Annotated in this window: 19 protein-coding genes; 8 read left to right on the forward strand and 11 right to left on the reverse strand. The window is 66.6% G+C overall.

Going from position 1 to position 16,980, the window contains the following annotated elements; translation table 11 throughout:
* The first annotated feature begins 99 nt into the window (after positions 1-99).
* Both AC0J5K_RS07270 and AC0J5K_RS07275 read left to right on the forward strand, forming a co-directional pair.
* Positions 100-1,293, forward strand: coding sequence for an RSP_2647 family RNA methyltransferase (locus AC0J5K_RS07270; RefSeq protein WP_274564958.1), 1,194 nt, complete (start codon positions 100-102; stop codon positions 1,291-1,293).
* Between the two features lie 86 nt (positions 1,294-1,379).
* The gene (locus AC0J5K_RS07275; protein WP_274564956.1) at positions 1,380-1,919 is read left to right on the forward strand and encodes an RSP_2648 family PIN domain-containing protein; all 540 of its coding nucleotides are present in this window, start codon (positions 1,380-1,382) and stop codon (positions 1,917-1,919) included.
* 60 nt (positions 1,920-1,979) lie between these two features.
* On the opposite strand, the gene AC0J5K_RS07280 is transcribed toward AC0J5K_RS07275, so the two are convergent.
* From AC0J5K_RS07280 to AC0J5K_RS07290, 3 genes are read right to left on the reverse strand one after another with little or no spacing between them, the layout of a single operon-like run.
* Positions 1,980-2,663, reverse strand: a complete 684-nt coding sequence (locus AC0J5K_RS07280; protein ID WP_048532008.1) for a M48 family metalloprotease — start codon at positions 2,661-2,663, stop codon at positions 1,980-1,982.
* A 26-nt stretch (positions 2,664-2,689) separates the two neighbouring features.
* A complete protein-coding gene (locus AC0J5K_RS07285) occupies positions 2,690-3,301 on the reverse strand; it encodes a DedA family protein (RefSeq protein WP_074836717.1) in 612 nt (203 codons plus the stop codon).
* Entirely contained in the window at positions 3,298-3,666 is a 369-nt protein-coding gene (locus AC0J5K_RS07290) for a hypothetical protein (protein ID WP_074836718.1), read from the reverse strand. The genes AC0J5K_RS07285 and AC0J5K_RS07290 overlap by 4 nt, the downstream gene beginning before the upstream one ends.
* A gap of 237 nt (positions 3,667-3,903) precedes the next feature.
* Here AC0J5K_RS07290 and AC0J5K_RS07295 point away from each other — a divergent pair, with 237 nt between their 5' ends.
* Positions 3,904-4,914, forward strand: a complete 1,011-nt coding sequence (locus tag AC0J5K_RS07295; protein ID WP_274564951.1) for a Hint domain-containing protein — start codon at positions 3,904-3,906, stop codon at positions 4,912-4,914.
* Between the two features lie 9 nt (positions 4,915-4,923).
* Here AC0J5K_RS07295 and AC0J5K_RS07300 read toward each other — a convergent pair whose 3' ends face one another.
* A complete protein-coding gene (locus tag AC0J5K_RS07300) occupies positions 4,924-5,526 on the reverse strand; it encodes an HD domain-containing protein (protein ID WP_274564949.1) in 603 nt (200 codons plus the stop codon).
* Between the two features lie 270 nt (positions 5,527-5,796).
* Here AC0J5K_RS07300 and AC0J5K_RS07305 point away from each other — a divergent pair, with 270 nt between their 5' ends.
* The 3 genes from AC0J5K_RS07305 (at position 5,797) to AC0J5K_RS07315 (ending at position 9,031) form a co-directional block, all read left to right on the forward strand.
* Positions 5,797-6,804, forward strand: a complete 1,008-nt coding sequence (locus AC0J5K_RS07305) for a DctP family TRAP transporter solute-binding subunit (RefSeq protein ID WP_048532005.1) — start codon at positions 5,797-5,799, stop codon at positions 6,802-6,804.
* Between the two features lie 156 nt (positions 6,805-6,960).
* Positions 6,961-7,650, forward strand: a complete 690-nt coding sequence (locus tag AC0J5K_RS07310) for a TRAP transporter small permease (RefSeq protein ID WP_048532004.1) — start codon at positions 6,961-6,963, stop codon at positions 7,648-7,650.
* A gap of 4 nt (positions 7,651-7,654) precedes the next feature.
* Complete coding sequence (locus tag AC0J5K_RS07315) at positions 7,655-9,031, forward strand: TRAP transporter large permease (protein ID WP_074836723.1); 1,377 nt, start codon at positions 7,655-7,657, stop codon at positions 9,029-9,031.
* A 142-nt stretch (positions 9,032-9,173) separates the two neighbouring features.
* Here the strand turns inward: AC0J5K_RS07315 and tpiA are convergent, their stop codons facing one another.
* Positions 9,174-9,929: a triose-phosphate isomerase gene (gene tpiA / locus AC0J5K_RS07320; protein WP_274564946.1), complete on the reverse strand. Its 756-nt coding sequence runs from the start codon at positions 9,927-9,929 to the stop codon at positions 9,174-9,176.
* Positions 9,930-10,078: 149 nt separating this feature from the next.
* On the opposite strand from tpiA, the gene AC0J5K_RS07325 reads away from it, so the two are divergent.
* Both AC0J5K_RS07325 and dddP read left to right on the forward strand, forming a co-directional pair.
* Positions 10,079-10,987 carry an isopenicillin N synthase family dioxygenase gene (locus tag AC0J5K_RS07325; RefSeq protein WP_074836726.1) on the forward strand — a complete coding sequence of 303 codons (909 nt, stop codon included), beginning with the start codon at positions 10,079-10,081 and terminating at the stop codon, positions 10,985-10,987.
* A 102-nt stretch (positions 10,988-11,089) separates the two neighbouring features.
* Positions 11,090-12,442: a dimethylsulfonioproprionate lyase DddP gene (gene dddP / locus AC0J5K_RS07330; RefSeq protein ID WP_274564943.1), complete on the forward strand. Its 1,353-nt coding sequence runs from the start codon at positions 11,090-11,092 to the stop codon at positions 12,440-12,442.
* A 22-nt stretch (positions 12,443-12,464) separates the two neighbouring features.
* Here dddP and AC0J5K_RS07335 read toward each other — a convergent pair whose 3' ends face one another.
* The 6 genes from AC0J5K_RS07335 to rimK form a co-directional block, all read right to left on the reverse strand.
* Positions 12,465-12,860 (reverse strand): HesB/IscA family protein, encoded by a 396-nt coding sequence (locus AC0J5K_RS07335; protein WP_274564941.1) that lies wholly within the window; start codon positions 12,858-12,860, stop codon positions 12,465-12,467.
* A gap of 24 nt (positions 12,861-12,884) precedes the next feature.
* The gene (locus AC0J5K_RS07340) at positions 12,885-13,451 is read right to left on the reverse strand and encodes a sugar O-acetyltransferase (protein WP_274564939.1); all 567 of its coding nucleotides are present in this window, start codon (positions 13,449-13,451) and stop codon (positions 12,885-12,887) included.
* A 6-nt stretch (positions 13,452-13,457) separates the two neighbouring features.
* On the reverse strand, positions 13,458-13,820 hold the full coding sequence (locus tag AC0J5K_RS07345) for an SUF system Fe-S cluster assembly protein (RefSeq protein WP_048531997.1): 363 nt from the start codon (positions 13,818-13,820) through the stop codon (positions 13,458-13,460).
* 175 nt (positions 13,821-13,995) lie between these two features.
* Complete coding sequence (locus tag AC0J5K_RS07350) at positions 13,996-14,271, reverse strand: NfeD family protein (RefSeq protein WP_048531996.1); 276 nt, start codon at positions 14,269-14,271, stop codon at positions 13,996-13,998.
* Entirely contained in the window at positions 14,271-15,158 is an 888-nt protein-coding gene (locus tag AC0J5K_RS07355) for an SPFH domain-containing protein (protein WP_074836731.1), read from the reverse strand. Before AC0J5K_RS07355 ends, AC0J5K_RS07350 begins: the two co-directional genes overlap by 1 nt.
* Before the next feature lie 272 nt (positions 15,159-15,430).
* The gene (gene rimK / locus AC0J5K_RS07360) at positions 15,431-16,816 is read right to left on the reverse strand and encodes a 30S ribosomal protein S6--L-glutamate ligase (protein ID WP_274564932.1); all 1,386 of its coding nucleotides are present in this window, start codon (positions 16,814-16,816) and stop codon (positions 15,431-15,433) included.
* Between the last annotated feature and the right edge of the window lie 164 nt (positions 16,817-16,980).

Raw genomic sequence — 16,980 nt, forward strand, 5'->3', positions numbered from 1 at the left:
CCTGGGGATTGCAACCCTCGTCCCGCGCGCAGGATAACACAGTGGCGCGGAATGGCGACGGGTCTTTCCTCGGCGCGGTTTTGGCCCTATCAGCGCGCTATGACAGATTTACCCGTGATCCGCCTGAAACCCCAAGCCAACGCCCGCGCCATTCGCCATGGCGCGCCCTGGGTCTTTGCCAACGAGGTGGTCACCGACCGCCGCACCCGTTCGATCGCGCCGGGCGCGCTGGCCGTGCTCGAGGATGCCGACCGCACGCCACTGGCGCTGGTGGCGGCCAATCCGACCTCGAAGATCATCGGCCGGGTGCTGTCGCGCGATCCGGGCGAGACCGTGGATCAGGCCTGGTTCGCGGCGCGGCTGAGCAAGGCGCTGGCGCTGCGGGCGCAGCTTTATGATGCGCCCTTCTATCGACTGGTGCATGCCGAGGCCGACGGGCTGCCGGGGCTGGTGATCGACCGGTTCGGCGACACTGCGGTGGTGCAGCCCAACGCGGCCTGGCTCGAGGTCCGGCTCAAGGCGCTGACCGCGGCCCTGCAACAGGTGACGGGGGTCCAGCATGTGCTCAAGAACGCCGGCGGCCGCACAAGGGCGCTCGAAGGGCTCGACGACCAATCCGGCGTGCTGGCGGGGCAGGCGCCCGACGCGCCGCTGCCGGTCACGATGAACGGCGCCACCTACATGGCCGATCTGACCGGCGGCCAGAAGACCGGCCTGTTCTTCGACCAGCGGGCCTCGCATGCCTTTGCCCGCCGGCTGGTGACGCCGGGGGCCGAAGTGCTCGACGTCTTTTCCCATGTCGGCGGCTTCGGCCTGGCCATGCTGGCGGCCGGCGCAAGGACGGCGCTCTGCGTCGATGGCTCCGCCCCGGCGCTGGCGCTGGCCGAGGCGGGGGCCGAGGCCTCGGGCTTCGGCGACAGGCTCTCGGTTCGTCAGGGCGATGCCTTCGACACGCTGACCGTGCTGGCCGAGGCGGGCGCGCAATTCGACGTGGTGGTCTGCGACCCGCCGGCCTTCGCGCCCTCGAAACAGGCGCTGGAGGCCGGGCTGCGAGCCTATGAGCGCATCGCGCGGCTGGCGGCGCCGCTGGTCCGTGATGGCGGTTATCTGGGCCTCTGTTCCTGCTCGCATGCCGCCGATCTCGGCGCCTTCCGCACCGCCTGCACCCGCGGCATCGGCCGCGCCGGGCGGCAGGGCACGCTGATCCACACCGGATTTGCCGGGCCGGACCATCCGCTGATGCCGCAGCTGGCGGAATCGGGTTACCTCAAGGCGTTGTTCTACCGCCTCTGATCCCGTCCTCAGTTTGCCAATACCCTTGGGGTGAGGCCGCAGGCCGAGGGGCACGGCCCCACTCTCCCCGTTACGGAGCCTGTATCGTGAAAGTCCTGCTCGACGCCTGCGTGATCTATCCGACGGTGATGCGCGAGATGCTGCTCGGCGTGGCGGCGCAGGGCGCCTTCACACCGCTCTGGTCGGCCCGTATCCTCGAGGAATGGGCGCGGGCGGCGCGCAAGATCGGACCGGGCGGCGAGGCCCAGGCACGCGGCGAGATCGCGCTCCTGGCGATCGACTGGCCGGAGGCGGAGGTGAGCTGGCCACCATCGCTGGAGGCGCGGCTGTGGCTGCCCGATCCGGCCGACATACATGTGCTGGCGGCGGCGATCGCCGGCTCGGCCGACATGATCTGCACCATGAACGCCAAGGATTTCCCCCGTCAGATCCTGGCCGAAGAGGGGCTGTCGCGGCTCGATCCCGACGGTTTCCTGTATGGCATCTGGCAGGCCCGGCCGGAGCTGGTGGAGCCGGTGGCGACAAACGTGCTCGCCAAGGCTCGCAGCCTTTCAGAACATGACTGGCAGATGCGGCCGCTGTTGAAAAAGGCGCGTCTCCCCCGGTTGGCCAAGGCTCTCGCCTAGGGAGCATCGAACCCACCCGGGCAGGCCGGCCGTCGCGCCACGTTGGGGTGCACACCCGCCCTAGGACTGCCAGCGGCCTTCCAGCTTCTCCAGCTCCGCCACCCGCTCGGCGGTCTTCGGGTGGCTCATCAGCCAGGCCGGTGCGGCACCGGCGCGTTTCGCGGTCAGCGCGTCCAGCTTGTGGAACAGGCTGATCTGCGGCGCCACGCCGATCCCGGCCTTGGTCAGCAGCGCCGCCGCGTAGGCATCGGCCTCGTATTCATCCGACCGGGACAGCCGCGCCGCCAGCAACGAGGTCAGCGCCCCGGCAATCCAGACACCGATCCCCGGCAGGAAGCGGCTCAGCACCATGCCGAGCGCGGTGCGCAGCGCGTTCTGGCCGGAAAAATCGATCATCCGCCGCCGCGAATGGCCCAGCGCCACATGGCCCAGCTCATGGGCGATCACGCTGGCCATCTCCTCGGCGGTGACCTCGCCGTTGCGATACTTGCGATAGAAGCCGCGGGTGATGAAGATCCGCCCGTCCGGCGCCGCCAGCCCGTTGACCGGATCGATCTCGTAGATATGCACCCGAATGCGCGCCAGATCGAGCGCCGCGGCCATCCGGTCGGTCAGCCGCTTCAGCGCCGGATCGGCCAGTTCGGTCGACCGCGCGTCAAGCTCCTTGCGGGTGCGCCAGGCCGAGAAGTGATACATCGCCAGGCCATAGAGAAGGGCGAGCAGGATCGGGGTGAATTTCAACATGGCTCAGATATGGGGCCGGCGCGGGCTCATGTCGAGCCCGCCCGCGCCCGGGCCCGGCGCACCCGCGCCCGCAGGAGCAGCCCCAGACCCAGCGCCACCGCCGCCGCCGCCAGGAAACCCGAGGCATTTGCGGCAATATCCGCCACCTGCGCCAGTTGATCGGCAAAGACATAGCCCAGGGTGATGTAGCCGCCGACCCAGATCGCCTCGCCGGCGGCATCCCAGAGCAAAAAGCGCAGCCAGCCCAGCCCGCTGGCCCCGGCGATGAAGTTGACGTAAGGCCCCAGCGGCGCCACCAGCCAGGTGGAAAAGAACACCCCGAGCCCGCCTCGCCGCGCCACCAGTGCCCGGGCGCGGGCAATCAGCGCAGCCTGTTTGGCATGGCGCGCGGACAGCCGGTCGAGCAAAGGCGCGCCGCTGCGGCCGATCAGATAGCCGGTCTGATCGCCCGCCACTGCCGCCAGCCAGGTGGCGAGGAACATTGCCGTGAATTCCAGATCGCCCGCCGCGACAAAGGCGCCGCCGGCCAGCATCAGCAGCGACGAGGGGATCGGCACCAGCAGGCACGACAGGAAACAGGCTCCGGCCAGCAGCCAGATGCCATTGCTGGCGACAAGCTCGAACAGCGCCTCGCTCATCCGCGCGGTCCCGGCGTCGGCCCGCCGCGCGCCGCGCGGTCGGCTTCGATGGCGGCGATCACCCGGGCGGCGATTTCCGGCAGGCTCACGCCTTCGCGCGCCGCGATCTCGGCCATGGTGATGCGTCCGCCGCCGGGGGTGAGCCCCAGCGCCTCGGCCACCACCTTTGGCGGCACATGCCAGGAATGCGCCACATAACGCGGTGTCATCCAGGGCTCGATCGCCTGATTGCGATGCGCCGGATCGGCCCAGTAGATCCAGAACCCCACCGCCCGCACCGCAAAGAATCCGGCCAGCACCAGCGCCAGCACGAAACCGCTCAGCAGCAGCTTGTTGTCGCGCCACAACAGGGCCAGCGTGCCCATCACGACAGGCCGGTCACGGGCAGGGCAGAGCTTCGCAGGACCATGGCGCGCCTCCTCGGAAACATCGCCGCCAGCCTAGCGGCCCGTGGACGGAGGACCAAGCCCCGATCCGCCCCGCCTGTGGTGTTTGCGCCGCGCTGCGCGGGCAAGGGCGCGGGCCGGATTGACGCCGGCCTCCGGCATGCCGCATTCTCGGCGCCGAGCAGAATGAATAACAGTCAGAAAAAAGGGTAAAAAATGCCCAGCTATACGATCTATTCCCTGGGAGAGTCGCAGATTTCGATCTCCGGGGGGGCCGAGCTTTCGGGGTACGACCAGGGCGACGGCTCGCATCTGGTCGGCGAGACCATCACGCTGAACTCCACCGCCTGGGAAACGATTGACGTCGACGACAGCGAGAACAATTTCGAGGACACCGACAGCAGCCAGACGCTGGACGGCGCGCAGAGCTTTGACGGCGTGTCATATGACAGCGGCCTGCGGGTCGAGGCCGAATATCAGCTTGTGGTGCAGGATCCCGACGGCAACAGCTACACGCTGATCGGCTTCAACATCAACGAACCGGGCGGCGGGGCCTCTTATGGCACGGTCGAAGGGCTGGCCTTCATGGGCGGCCCCGGGGGCTTTCCGCCGCCGGGTGTGCCGCTGACGGTGGTGTCGGCCTCCGAGGGCGGATCGCGCCCCTATGAAGAACTGGCCACACCGGTCTGTTTCCGCGCCGGCAGCCGCATCGCCACCGAAACCGGCCCGGTCCGGGTCGAGGCGCTGGCGCCGGGCATGCGGGTCAAGCTGCATGGCGGCGGCACGGCCGAGGTGCGGCAGGTGCTGATGAAGCGTTATCCCTTGGCCGCGGTGCGCGAGGACCGGCGGTTCTGGCCGGTGCGCATCGGCGCCGAGGCACTGGGCCCGGGACGGCCGCGCCGCGCGGTCGAGCTGTCGCCGCAGCACCGGGTTCTGGTGCGCGACTGGCGGGCCCAGATCTATTTCGGCGAAGAGGCCGTGCTCGTCCCCGCCATCAAGCTGACCAATGGCGACAGCATTCGCCAGGTCGCGCCCGAGGGCGATCTTGTCTATGTGCATGTGGCGCTCGAGGGGCATGAGGTGCTGATCTGCGAGGGGCTGGGCTGCGAATCCTTCCTCGGTGACGTGGCGCAGGGCCTGGCCGCCTATTTCGAGACCGAAGCCGAGGTTGCGCCGCCCACCGCATTGCCCGCGATCCGGGACCGTCGGCTGGTCTGTTTGCGCTGAGGCGGCGGCTCAGGGGGCGCCGCCGCGAGGCTGCGCCGCCTTGCGCCGCGTCATCGCGTCCACACGATGCCGCAGATCCCGCAAGAGATCGGTCTGCGCCGTGCGGCTGACGCCATAGCCGAGGTTCCATAGGTAGTCGAAATCGGGCTGCTGCGTGCCGGTGACGTGCTGCACCATGGTCTCGATCTTGTCCAACCCCTTGGCCAGCGCCGCTTCCGGCGTCTCGCCCCGGTCGTATTCCTCCCAGAGCGCGAGCAGCCGCGTGGTGACATCCTCGGGCAACCCGTCGCAGAGCGTCAGAAGATCGGCACGCTCACGGGCGGATTTGTCGTCCTCCGGGGTCTGGTGGATCGCCGGCACGTCGCCCGAGATCGCCTCGCCCAGATCATGCACAAGGCAAAGCCGCAGGAGCTGCAAAAGGTCGGCGCCGGCAATCTCGTCCTCGAGCAGCAGCACCAGCAGGCAGATCGACCAGCTGTGCGCCGCCACGCTCTCGGGCCGCCCTTCGGCGGTCCGGCCTGAGCGCAGGGTATCCTTCAGCCGTTCGGCCCGTTGCAGAAAGGCAAGCAGCCGGTCGAGCCGGTCGGGCGGGATGTCTTCGGGCTGCGTCATGCGGAGCAGGGTGACTGCCCCGCGGGAGATTCGCCAGCCCCGCCGACCTGTGCGGATTTTCGCACTGTTTGCCGCTAACCTTGTGCGGAATTTCGCACAGGTGACATGTGGTGCTCGGACTTGAAATTTGAAATTTAAATAAAATCAGTTGGTTGAAGGATTATTCTCACCTGCGATCACAACCTCTTGAGCGGATTCCCGCCGCGCTGTCTAGTACGGTCATCGGTCCGGAGCGCACTCCGGGCGCGTCAATTCTCGGGAGGAGAGACCATGAAAACATTCCTGACAACCGCCGCAACTGCCGTGGCCTTGACCGTCACCACCGCATCCGGTGCGCTGGCGGCCTGCGAAGAGGGCGAGATCGTCATCAAGTTCGCCCATGTCACCAACACCGACAAACACCCCAAGGGCATTGCCGCCTCGCTGCTGGAAAAGCGCGTCAACGAGGAAATGAACGGCAAAGCCTGCATGGAGGTCTTTCCGAACTCGACCCTCTACAACGATGACCAGGTGCTCGAGGCGATGCTGAACGGCGACGTCCAGTTCGCGGCGCCCTCGCTGTCGAAATTCGAGCGCTTCACCAAACAGTTCCGGATTTTCGATCTGCCGTTCATGTTCAACGACATCAACGCCGTCGACGCCTTCCAGAACTCGGAAACCGGCCAGGCGATGAAGGAATCGATGACCCGCCGCGGCCTGCTGGGCCTGGCGTTCTGGCACAATGGCATGAAGCAGATGTCGGCCAACAAGCCGCTTCTGGTGCCGTCCGACGCCGAAGGCCTGAAGTTCCGGGTGCAATCGTCGGACGTGCTCAAGGCGCAGATGTCGGCGATGGGCGCCTCGCCGCAGCCGATGGCCTTTTCGGAGGTCTACGGCGCGCTTCAGACCGGCGTTGTCGACGGTCAGGAAAACACCTGGTCCAACATCTACGGCCAGAAGTTCTTTGAGGTGCAGGACGGCATCACCGAGACCAACCACGGCATTCTCGACTACCTGCTCGTGACCTCGGTGGATTTCTGGGACAACCTGCCCGATGATGTGCGCGAGCAGCTCCGCACCATCGTCGACGAGGTGACCGAAACCCGGAACTCGGAATCGGCCAAGGTGAACGGCGAGGCCAAGCAGGCGATCATCGATGCCGGCGGCACCGTGCGCCAGCTCGACGCCGATCAGCGCCAGGCCTGGGTGGACGCAATGAAGCCGGTCTGGGCGGAATTCACCGAGGACGTCGGCCAGGAGAACATCGACGCCGCGCAGGCGATCAATAACATGAACTGATCCGGCACTGCCGACCCGGCCCGCTTGCGGGCCGGGACCGCCAGACCGCGGGGACAGGGGCCGGGATCCGCAACGATCCCGGCCCGTTTCACTTCCGGGGCACGGCCGGCAACGCGCCGGGTGTCCGGCAACTTCCAGACGAAAAGGGGACGGGCGATGTCAGCCCATTACGAACCCAAGGGGATTCTGGGCCGCATGGTCCATGAGCTCGAGGAAACCTTCATCGCGCTGATCCTCGGCGCCATGACCATCATCACCTTCATCAACGTCGTTTTGCGCTATGGCTTCAACACCGGGCTGATCTGGGGGCTGGAGATGACCGCCTTTCTCTTCGCCTGGCTGGTGCTCTTCGGGGTGAGCTATGCGGTCAAGGTCACCGCCCATCTCGGCGTCGACGCGGTGATCAACCTGTTCGACCGGCCGGTGCGCAAGGCGCTGGCGCTGATCGCCGGGGTGATCTGCATCGTCTATGCCTTCCTGCTGCTCAAGGGGTCCTGGGACTACTGGGCCAATTTCGCAAATCTGCCGCAGACCACCGGCCGCTGGTTCCCCACCGGCTTGGAAGAGATGGGGCGTTCGTCGTTCCGCGCCTGGTACGAGGTCAACGACATCCCGATGCCGGCCTTTCTCGCCTGGCTCGGCGATGCGATGAACGAAGGCGAGGCCTACGAGAAGATCCCGCGCTTCATCCCCTATGCCATGCTGCCTTTCGGCGCGGCGCTGCTGCTCTTTCGCTTCATCCAGGCCTTCCTGCGTCTGGTGACTGACAAGGCCGAGGGGCTGATTGTCAGCCATGAGGCCGAAGACGCCGTCGATGATGTCCGCCACATGAACTACGAGGAATAACCCAATGGAAGTCGTCTTCCTCTTTGTCATGGTGATCGGCCTGATGCTGATCGGCGTGCCCATCGCCGTTTCGCTCGGCATGTCGTCCATCCTGTTCCTGCTGCTGCTGTCGGACACCTCGCTGGCCTCGATTGCCCAGACCTTCTTTCAGGCGATGGCGGGCCATTACACGCTGCTGGCGATCCCGTTCTTCATCCTGGCGTCCAGCTTCATGTCGACCGGCGGCGTGGCGAAGCGGATCATCCGCTTCTCGATCGCGCTGGTCGGCCATTTCCACGGCGGCCTGGCGATCGCCGGCGTCTTTGCCTGCATGCTCTTTGCCGCGCTCTCCGGCTCGTCGCCGGCAACCGTGGTGGCCATCGGTTCGATCGTCATCGCCGGCATGCGCCAGGTCGGCTATTCCAAGGATTTCGCCGCCGGCGTGATCGCCAACGCCGGCACCCTGGGCATCCTGATCCCGCCCTCCATCGTCATGGTGGTCTATGCCTCCGCCACGGATGTGTCGGTCGGGCGGATGTTTCTGGCCGGTGTCATTCCGGGGCTGATGGCGGGCACCATGCTGATGGTGACGATCTACATCATCGCCCGCATCCGCGCGCTGCCCAAGGGCGAATGGAAGGGCTGGGGCGAGGTCTTCGAGTCCGGCGCAGAGGCCGGCTGGGGCCTGTTCCTCATCGTCATCATCCTGGGCGGCATCTACGGCGGCATCTTCACCCCGACCGAGGCGGCGGCGGTGGCGGCGGTCTATGCCTTCTTCATCGCCACCTTCGTCTATCGTGACATGGGGCCGCTGTCGCGTCCCGAGGGCGAGCGCAACCTGTCGCTGATGCAGAAACCCATCGCGCTGGTCACCGCCTTCGTGCACCGCGACACCCGCGACACGCTGTTCGAGGCCGGCAAGCTGACGGTCACGCTGATGTTCATCATCGCCAATGCGCTGATCCTGAAACACGTGCTGACCGACGAGCAGATCCCGCAACAGATCGCCGCCTCGATGCTCGCGGCGGGCTTCGGCGCGGTGATGTTCCTGGTGATCGTGAACGTGATCCTGCTGATCGGCGGTCAGTTCATGGAGCCCTCGGGGCTTATCGTGATCGTGGCGCCGCTGGTGTTTCCGATTGCCATCGAACTCGGCATCGACCCGATCCACCTCGGGATCATCATGGTCGTCAACATGGAGATCGGCATGATCACACCGCCGGTCGGCCTCAACCTCTTTGTCACCTCCGGGGTGGCGGGGATGCCGATGATGCGGGTGGTCAAGGCGGCGCTGCCCTTCCTCGCGGTGCTCTTTGTCTTCCTGATCATGGTGACCTACATCCCCTGGCTCTCGACCTGGCTTCCCACCACCTTCATGGGGCCGGAGATCGTGGTTCAATAGACCTGCGCCCGCGCCGCCGCGCGCCTGTTCCCGACAAACCAAAAAGGCGACGCTCCATCCGGGCGTCGCCTTTGCAGTCTGCTTTCCTCTTGCCGGAAATACCGCGGGGAGCGCGAGGGGCTGGCCCCTCGCTGCCGCAGTCTCAGCCCGCGCTGGCCTCGAGGGTGTCGATGATCGGGCCGAAATCCTCAGGCTTCAGGCTGGCGCCCCCCACCAGCGCACCGTCGACATTCGAGACCGCAAAGATCTCGGCCGCATTGCCCGGCTTGACCGAACCGCCGTAGAGAATGCGGATGGCATCGCCGGCCTCGGCGCCGAACCAGCGGGTGAGGCCCGCGCGGATGAAATCATGCACCTCGCCGATCTGATCGGTGGTGGGCACCTTGCCGGTGCCGATCGCCCAGACCGGCTCATAGGCGATGACCACGCGCGCGCCGCTGGCGCCATCGGGGGTGGAACCTTCGAGCTGGGTGCCGATCACGTCGAGCGTCTGCCCGGCGTCGCGCTCTGAGAGGCTTTCGCCGAGGCAGATCACCGCGGTCAGCCCGGCGGCAATGGCGGCCTCGGATTTGGTGCGCACCAGGGCATCGCCTTCGCCATGGTCGGCCCGGCGCTCGGAATGGCCGAGGATCACGTGGCTGGCGCCAGCGTCCTTCAGCATCCCGGCCGAGATGTCGCCGGTATGGGCGCCGCTGGTGGCGCCGTGGCAATCCTGTCCGCCAACCGCGATGGCGCTGCCCGAGAGCGCCTCGGCGGCGCGGCTGAGCAGGGTGGCGGGCGGGCAGATCAGCACGTCGCAGCCGGCGGAGCCGTGGCTTTCGGCCAGGGTTGTCAGCCGGGCGAGCTCGGCCGAGGTTCCGTTCATCTTCCAATTGCCGGCGGCAAGTTTTCTGCGCATGACCACTCCTCTGGTTTGATTGGCGCGCATCATTGCCGCTGCCGGCCAAAGGTCAACCCCGGTTGCAGGACCGCGGGGGTTCTGAAACACAGGGGGCCGAGGCACAGGGGCCCGACGCACAGCGGCCGGCCGGCAAGGGAGGCGCCAGCATGATACCGAGGATCGACGCCTGTTCGCTGCGCGCGGGCGATCCGCTGACGCTCGATGCCCTGCGGGTGGCGGCGCAGGAGATCGGCTTTCTCGTCCTGACCGGTACCGCGCTCGATGCGGCCCGGGTGACGGCGGTGATCGCCGCCTACCGCGATTTCTTTCGCCGGCCCGAGGCCGAGAAACGTGCGGTCGACATGGCGCGCACCGGGTCGAACCGGGGCTGGGGCGCGGCGCAGAGCGAACAGGTCGATCCCGGCGCCAATCCCGATTACAAGCAGGTCTTCGATTGCGGCTTTGAACTGGCGGCGGGCGATCCGCTGCGCGGCCTTGATCTGCCGGTCTATGCCGACAACCTCTGGCCGGCGCGGCCCGCGCGGTTCCGGCGCATCGTGCAGGCCTATTACAGCGATGCGCTGGTCGTGGCGCGCGACATGCTGCGCGGCATCGCGCGGGCCATCGACGCGCCCGAGGATTATTTCGACGACAAGTTCACCCGGCCGATGGCGCTCTTGCGGGGCAATTACTATCCAGAACGCCCGACCTGGGCCGGCGAAAAGGATTTCGGCATCGCCCCGCATACTGATTACGGCTGTCTGACGCTGCTGGCCACCGACGGGGTGCCCGGGCTCGAGGTGCAGACCCGCGACGGGCGCTGGCTGCCGGTCGCGGCACAGCCCGGCAGCTTCATCATCAATTTCGGCGAAATGCTCGAGATGTGGACCGAGGGGCAGGTGGTGGCGACGCTGCATCGGGTGAAGGGCTCCGAGCAGGAGCGAATCTCGGTGCCGATGTTCTTCAACCCCAATCATGACGCCAATGTCGCGCCGCCGGGCTCGGGTGTGGTGATCCGCGCCGGCGATCACCTCGCCAAGCGGTTCAACGAGACGTACCTGCATCTGAAGGGCTGAGGCGGACGGCAGGTCGTTTCCGCCGCCCCGACAGGTCGCAATCCGGCGCATCGGGGCGTCTGGCATCGGGTCATACTCGGTGCGAGCGATCCCGGAGGCCCCATGAGCAAGGACAGGTTCGAACCCTACAGCACCCGGCGCAAGATCGATCCGGGCCGGGGGCGGCGGCTGGCCGACAACACGCCCAACGATGCTGATCGGGTCGAGATCGGGCCGACGCGGCTGGCCTATGACGAATGGGCGGCGGCGGGGCTGGCGCTGCCCGATCTTCAGGCGATGCGGCGCTGGCGCTGGCAGCGTCTGGTGCAGGCGGTGCAGGCGCGCGGCTGGGGCGGGCTTCTGATCTTCGATCCGCTCAACATCCGCTATGCCACCGACAGCACCAACATGCAGCTCTGGAACACCCACAACCCGTTCCGCGCCGTGCTGGTCTGTGCCGACGGCTACATGGTGATCTGGGATTACCGGGTGGCGCCGTTTCTTTCCGGCTTCAACCCGCTGGTGCGCGAACAGCGCTCGGGCGCCGATCTGTTCTACTTCAGCCGCGGCGACGGGCTGGAGGCGGCAGCGACGGTCTTTGCAGGCGAGGTGCGCGATCTGCTGGCTGACCATGGCGGCGGCGAGATGCGGCTGGGGGTGGACAAGATCATGCAGCACGGGCTGCGGGCGCTGGAGGGGCTGGGCATACGCCTCTTCCCCGGCGAAGAGGCCACGGAAAAGGCCCGCAGCATCAAGGGGGCGGACGAGATCCGCGCAATGCGCTGCGCGATCCATGCCTGCGAGGCGGCCATGGCCGAAATGGAGCGCTTTGCCCGGGCAGAGGTGCCGCGCGGCGATGTGAGCGAAGATGACATCTGGGCGGTGCTGCATGCCGAGAACATCCGCCGGGGCGGCGAATGGATCGAGACGCGGCTGCTGACTTCGGGGCCGCGCACCAACCCCTGGTTTCAGGAATGCGGCGGCCGGATCGTGCAGGAAAACGAGATCTTCGCCTTCGACACCGATCTGGTGGGCGCCTATGGCTTCTGCACCGACATCAGCCGGACCTGGTGGATCGACCCGGGGCCGCCACGGCCCGACATGGTCGACGCGATGCGCCACGGGCTCGACCACATCCGAAGCAACATGGACATGCTGGGGCCGGGCGTGCAGATCGAGGATCTGAGCCGCAATTGCCACCGCCTGCGGCCGGAGTTCGAGATGCAGAAATACAGCTGTCTGGCCCATGGTGTCGGGCTCTGCGATGAATGGCCGCTGGTGGCCTATCCCGATCACACGATGCCCGGCGCCTTCGATTATGCGCTGGAACCGGGCATGACGCTTTGTGTCGAGGCGCTGATCAGCCCTGAGGGTGGCGATTTCTCGATCAAGCTGGAGGATCAGGTGCTGATCACCGAGACCGGTTATGAACTGTTGTCACGTTATCCCTATGACCCACGGCTGACCGGGCAATGAGCGGCCGGCGGAGCGGCCCGGCTCAGCTCAGCTTCGGAATGCCGTCGGGGAATTCCTCGGCCAGCTCCTCGACATCCTTGAACTTGATCGATTCGCCGCAGCCGCAGGCGTCTTCGACATTGGGATTGTTGAATTTGAAGCCGCTTTCCAGAAGCGAGGTCTGGTAGTCGATCTCGGTGCCGAAGAGGAACATCTGCGCCATCGGCGCAATCATCACGCGGGCGCCGTCCTGATCGACCACCTCGTCGTTTTCGCCGATCTCGTCGGCGAAATCCATGGTGTATTCCATGCCCGCGCAACCGCCTTTCTTGACGCCGACGCGCAGGCCGGCATGGCCTTTCTGCTGCATCAGCTTCACGATCTGACGGATCGCGGCGGGGGTCATGGTCACGGCCTGCTTGCCGGGGATGCCAAACATGAGCGGGTCTCCTTTGCGCCTTACCTAAGCCTGCACCCGGCGCGAAACAAGCGGGCGGGCCGGATTTCCGCCAACCGTGATGCCGGCGGCCACGTCGCGGGTGACAACGGCGCCGGCGCCGATCACCGCGTCATCGCCGATGCTGACGCCGGGCAGAAGGATCGCGCCGCCGCCGATCCAGACATTGCGGCCAATGGTCACCGGCCGGCCGAATTCCAGCCCCCGATCGCGGGTTTCCGCGTCGCGCGGGTGATCGGCGGTGAGGATCTGCACATAAGGGCCGATCTGGGTCATGTCGCCGATGGTAATCGGACAGACATCGAGCAGCACGCAGCCATAGTTGAGAAACACCTTGTCGCCCAGAAACACGTTCCAGCCGTAATCGACAAAAAGCGGGGCGCGCAGGGCGCAGCCGTCGCCCCGGCGGCCCAGAAGTTCATCCAGAATGGCGGCGCGGGCCGCGCCTTCGCCGTAGATCGTGGCATTGTAGTCGCGCATCAGGCTCTGGGCGCGCTGCCGCGCCGCCGCCAACTCGGGATCGCCGGCATCATAAAGCTCGCCGGCCTGCATGCGCGCCTTCTGCGACGTCATCGGCGCCTACATGAACCCCAGCTCGAGCCGGGCCTCGTCGCTCATCATGTCCATGCCCCAGGGCGGATCCCAGGTGATCTCGACATCGACCTCCTGCACGCCATCGACGGGCGAGACCGCATCCACCAGCCAGCCGGGCATTTCCCCGGCTACCGGACAGCCCGGCGCGGTGAGGGTCATGATGATCATGACCTTGTTTTCGGGGCTGATCTCGATCGTGTAGACCAGACCGAGATCGTAGATATTCACCGGGATCTCGGGATCATAGACCGTCCGGCAGGCTTCGACGATATTGTCGTAGAGCGGGTGTTCGGTGCTCGAAGGCTTGATCAGCGGCGCGCCTTCCATTGGCGCGGTGGCGTCATTCATCACGGGGCCTCGTTTGATTTCTTACCAAACATATAGGGAATGGGGGCGGCAGGGTCCAGAGGGGCCGATGCCCCGGCAGCACGCGCGCCCCGGGCCTGACCCGGGGCCTCTCGGCCCGAGCCGGGGAAGACCGAGGCCTCGGCAGCGGCGCCGGGGCGGGCCGGGGACCGAGACGTCAGTCGTTGATGTCGCGGTCGAAATGTTTGACCTGGCCCTTGGGCAGCGAAAACAGCCGTCGCAGCACCAGCCAGGCCAGCAGTGACAGGGCCGCAAAGACCAGCAGGATCATCGCTGGTGACAGCCAGGCCAGCGGCCCCAGCATCGCCAGCCCGACCAGCGCCGCGCCAATCGCGAAGCCGAGAAAGACGAAGCCGGGCACCAGAACCTCGAGGCTGCCCAGCACCAGCGCCGCCGCCAGCCAGACCCACCATGTATTGACCAGTTCCGCCATCACGCCCGGCCCTTGAGCAGCTTGAAGGCATCGCCGAAGGCCTCGAGCGCCTGCGCCGGGATCACCACCGTCTGGTTGCCGGCGCTGGCGCCTAGGCCGGCCATCGCCTCGACCTGTTTCAGCGCCACTTGGTATTGCGCCGCCTCGATGCCGTGGTCGGAGATCGCCTGGGCCACCACCGCGGTGGCATAGGCCTCGGCGTCGGCCTGGATGCGGCGTGCCTTGGCGGTCTGTTCGGCGGCATAGAGTTCGGCATCGGCGTTCAGTTCGACCGCGCGTTTGGCGCCCTCTGCCTTGGTCACCTGCGCCCGGCGCTCGCGTTCGGCATTGAGCTGTTGCAGCATCGCTTCGCGGGTCGCCTGATCGAGATTGACGTCGAGGATCTCGGCCCGTGTCACCTCGATCCCCCAGTTGTCCACCGCGTCCTCGACGCTGTGCTTGATGGTGTCGATCAGCGCCGACCGGTTGGATTGCACATGGTCGAGCTCCATCTTGCCGATCTCGGCGCGGACGATGCCGGCCACCGTGGTCTCGATCGCGGCGTCGATGTCGCGGATGCGATAGACGGTCTTTTCCGGCTCGATGATGCGGTAGAACACCGAGGTGTCGACCTGCACCAGCACGTTGTCCGAGGTGATGGCGTCCTGCGAATGGGTGGGAAGCTGCCGTTCGAGGATCGAAATCCGGTGCGCGACCCGGTCGAGGAAGGGCACGATGAAGTTGATGCCGGGGCCAAGCACCGCATGCAGCCGGCCGAAGCGTTCGACGACGAATTTCTCGGATTGCGGCACGATCTTGACCCCGCGCACGACAACGAGGATCAGGAACAGCGCCGCCAGCAGGATCACCAGATTGTCCTGCAACAGGGGGAGGATCACGTCTTCCATGGGTTCTCTGCGAGCTCCGGGTCTGAGGCCCGAAATCGCGGGCGGATCGTTTTGTAAAGCTGTGGTCAGTATAACGTTCGAAGGGAGGCGGGGAAGGGCGCTTTCATGAGAACTGTCTGATTTCTCAAGACGTCCCGAAGCCGCACATCCCCGGGTCGCGGCGCGGCGATCCTCGGCGTGTGCCGAAACGGTTTATGCCCGCCGGGCCCATCCGACCGCTGAACAATGCGCCTGCGGGCAGGCAGCCCGCCGGCAAGGCGCGTGGCGTGATTTCAATCCGTCTTCCGCCGCCGCACCGGCTGCGGCCGCACATGGGTCTCGATGTGATCGTAAAGCAGACCGGCGATGTTCTTGCCGCTGGCCTTCTCGATGCCCTCGAGACCGGGCGAAGAGTTGACCTCCAGCACCTTGGGGCCGGCCTCGGAGCGCAGCAGGTCCACGCCCGCCAGCTTCAGCCCGAAGACACGGGCCGCCTTGACCGCCGCCTCGCGCTCTGCGCGGGAGATGCGGACCACCTCGGCCGAGCCGCCGCGGTGCAGGTTGGAGCGGAAATCGCCCTCGGCGCCGGTGCGCTTCATCGCCGCCACAACCTTGCCGCCCACCACCAGACAGCGGATGTCCTCGCCCGCGGCTTCTTTCACGAAGTCCTGCACGAGGAAGTTGGCCTTGAGCCCGCGGAAGGCGTCGATCACCGATTGCGCGGCCTTCTTGGTTTCGGCTAGCACGACGCCCTTGCCTTGGGTGCTCTCCAGCAGTTTCACGATCAGCGGTGCCGTCCCGACAAGCCCGATCAGCCCGTCGGTGTCCTTGGGCGAGGCGGCGAAGGCGGTGTTGGGCATGCCGATCTTGTGGCGCGCCATGAGCTGGTGGGCACAGAGCTTGTCGCGGCTCTGGGTGATGCCCTGGCTGCCGTTGATGCAATAGGTGCCGATGGTCTCGAACTGGCGGACCACGGCGGTGCCGTAGGAGGTGACCGAGGCGCCGATGCGCGGGATCACCGCGTCGTAGCGGGGCAGGCGCTTGCCGTCGTAGTAGACGTCGGGCGACAGCGCATTGATCGCCATGTAGCAGCGGGTGGTGTCGATGGTCTCGACCACATGGCCGCGCTCCTCGCCCTCGGCCACCAGACGCGCGGTGGAGTAGTTCTGTTCGCGGCTCAGCACGGCGACGCGCAGCGCCCGGTTCGGCGCCATCTTGCGCACGCGGGTGGAGTGGTAGACGTCGAAGCTGAGCTCGGGCTGCTGGAACTTCTCGGAGGGCACCACGGTGACCTGATCGGCCAGCGCCTGACGGCCCAGCAGCATGTGGTTGGACATGCCGCGCCGGTCGGTGAGGGTGACCTCGATCGGCCAGGACTTGTCGCCGACCTTGAGGTTGGTGGCGATGACGTAGCGGCTTTCGGCCTCGCCGTTGGACGAGATCACCTCGCGCCGGTCGATGATCTCGGCCGAGCAGGGAATCGAGAGATCGTCCCGGCCGGGGATCGGGTGGACGGCAAAGCGGACCTTGGGCTTGGACGCCGGGCCGAAGCGTTCGATCTCATAGGCGTGCAGCGCCGAGGTGCGCGCGCCGGTGTCGACCTTGGCGCGCAGCGCCGGCAGGCCCAGGTCGGGCAGCGATACCCATTCTTCCCATCCCAGCTTGATCTCTTCGCTCATGTTTCATGCCCCCGGTTGCCGTGCGGGGCAGCGGTAGCGATTACGGGGCGATGTAGCAAGGAAAGAACGGGCAGGGGGCTGGGATCATCATGCATGGGCTGCAAGCTAAGGCAGAGCCGGCGCGGGTCAAATCCGCGCTCTCGACAAATGCCGTCAAACCGGGC

Source organism: Marinovum sp. E3, from assembly GCF_055755275.1.

Bases quoted from the DNA above. Each gene is read 5' to 3' on its own strand.
- AC0J5K_RS07270 (WP_274564958.1), top strand. From the start codon at position 100: ATGACAGATTTACCCGTGATCCGCCTGAAACCCCAAGCCAACGCCCGC.
- AC0J5K_RS07280 (WP_048532008.1), bottom strand. From the start codon at position 2,663: ATGTTGAAATTCACCCCGATCCTGCTCGCCCTTCTCTATGGCCTGGCG.
- AC0J5K_RS07285 (WP_074836717.1), bottom strand. From the start codon at position 3,301: ATGAGCGAGGCGCTGTTCGAGCTTGTCGCCAGCAATGGCATCTGGCTG.
- AC0J5K_RS07290 (WP_074836718.1), bottom strand. From the start codon at position 3,666: ATGGGCACGCTGGCCCTGTTGTGGCGCGACAACAAGCTGCTGCTGAGC.
- AC0J5K_RS07295 (WP_274564951.1), top strand. From the start codon at position 3,904: ATGCCCAGCTATACGATCTATTCCCTGGGAGAGTCGCAGATTTCGATC.
- AC0J5K_RS07300 (WP_274564949.1), bottom strand. From the start codon at position 5,526: ATGACGCAGCCCGAAGACATCCCGCCCGACCGGCTCGACCGGCTGCTT.
- AC0J5K_RS07305 (WP_048532005.1), top strand. From the start codon at position 5,797: ATGAAAACATTCCTGACAACCGCCGCAACTGCCGTGGCCTTGACCGTC.
- AC0J5K_RS07310 (WP_048532004.1), top strand. From the start codon at position 6,961: ATGTCAGCCCATTACGAACCCAAGGGGATTCTGGGCCGCATGGTCCAT.
- AC0J5K_RS07315 (WP_074836723.1), top strand. From the start codon at position 7,655: ATGGAAGTCGTCTTCCTCTTTGTCATGGTGATCGGCCTGATGCTGATC.
- tpiA (WP_274564946.1), bottom strand. From the start codon at position 9,929: ATGCGCAGAAAACTTGCCGCCGGCAATTGGAAGATGAACGGAACCTCG.
- AC0J5K_RS07325 (WP_074836726.1), top strand. From the start codon at position 10,079: ATGATACCGAGGATCGACGCCTGTTCGCTGCGCGCGGGCGATCCGCTG.
- dddP (WP_274564943.1), top strand. From the start codon at position 11,090: ATGAGCAAGGACAGGTTCGAACCCTACAGCACCCGGCGCAAGATCGAT.
- AC0J5K_RS07335 (WP_274564941.1), bottom strand. From the start codon at position 12,860: ATGTTTGGCATCCCCGGCAAGCAGGCCGTGACCATGACCCCCGCCGCG.
- AC0J5K_RS07340 (WP_274564939.1), bottom strand. From the start codon at position 13,451: ATGACGTCGCAGAAGGCGCGCATGCAGGCCGGCGAGCTTTATGATGCC.
- AC0J5K_RS07345 (WP_048531997.1), bottom strand. From the start codon at position 13,820: ATGAATGACGCCACCGCGCCAATGGAAGGCGCGCCGCTGATCAAGCCT.
- AC0J5K_RS07350 (WP_048531996.1), bottom strand. From the start codon at position 14,271: ATGGCGGAACTGGTCAATACATGGTGGGTCTGGCTGGCGGCGGCGCTG.
- AC0J5K_RS07355 (WP_074836731.1), bottom strand. From the start codon at position 15,158: ATGGAAGACGTGATCCTCCCCCTGTTGCAGGACAATCTGGTGATCCTG.
- rimK (WP_274564932.1), bottom strand. From the start codon at position 16,816: ATGAGCGAAGAGATCAAGCTGGGATGGGAAGAATGGGTATCGCTGCCC.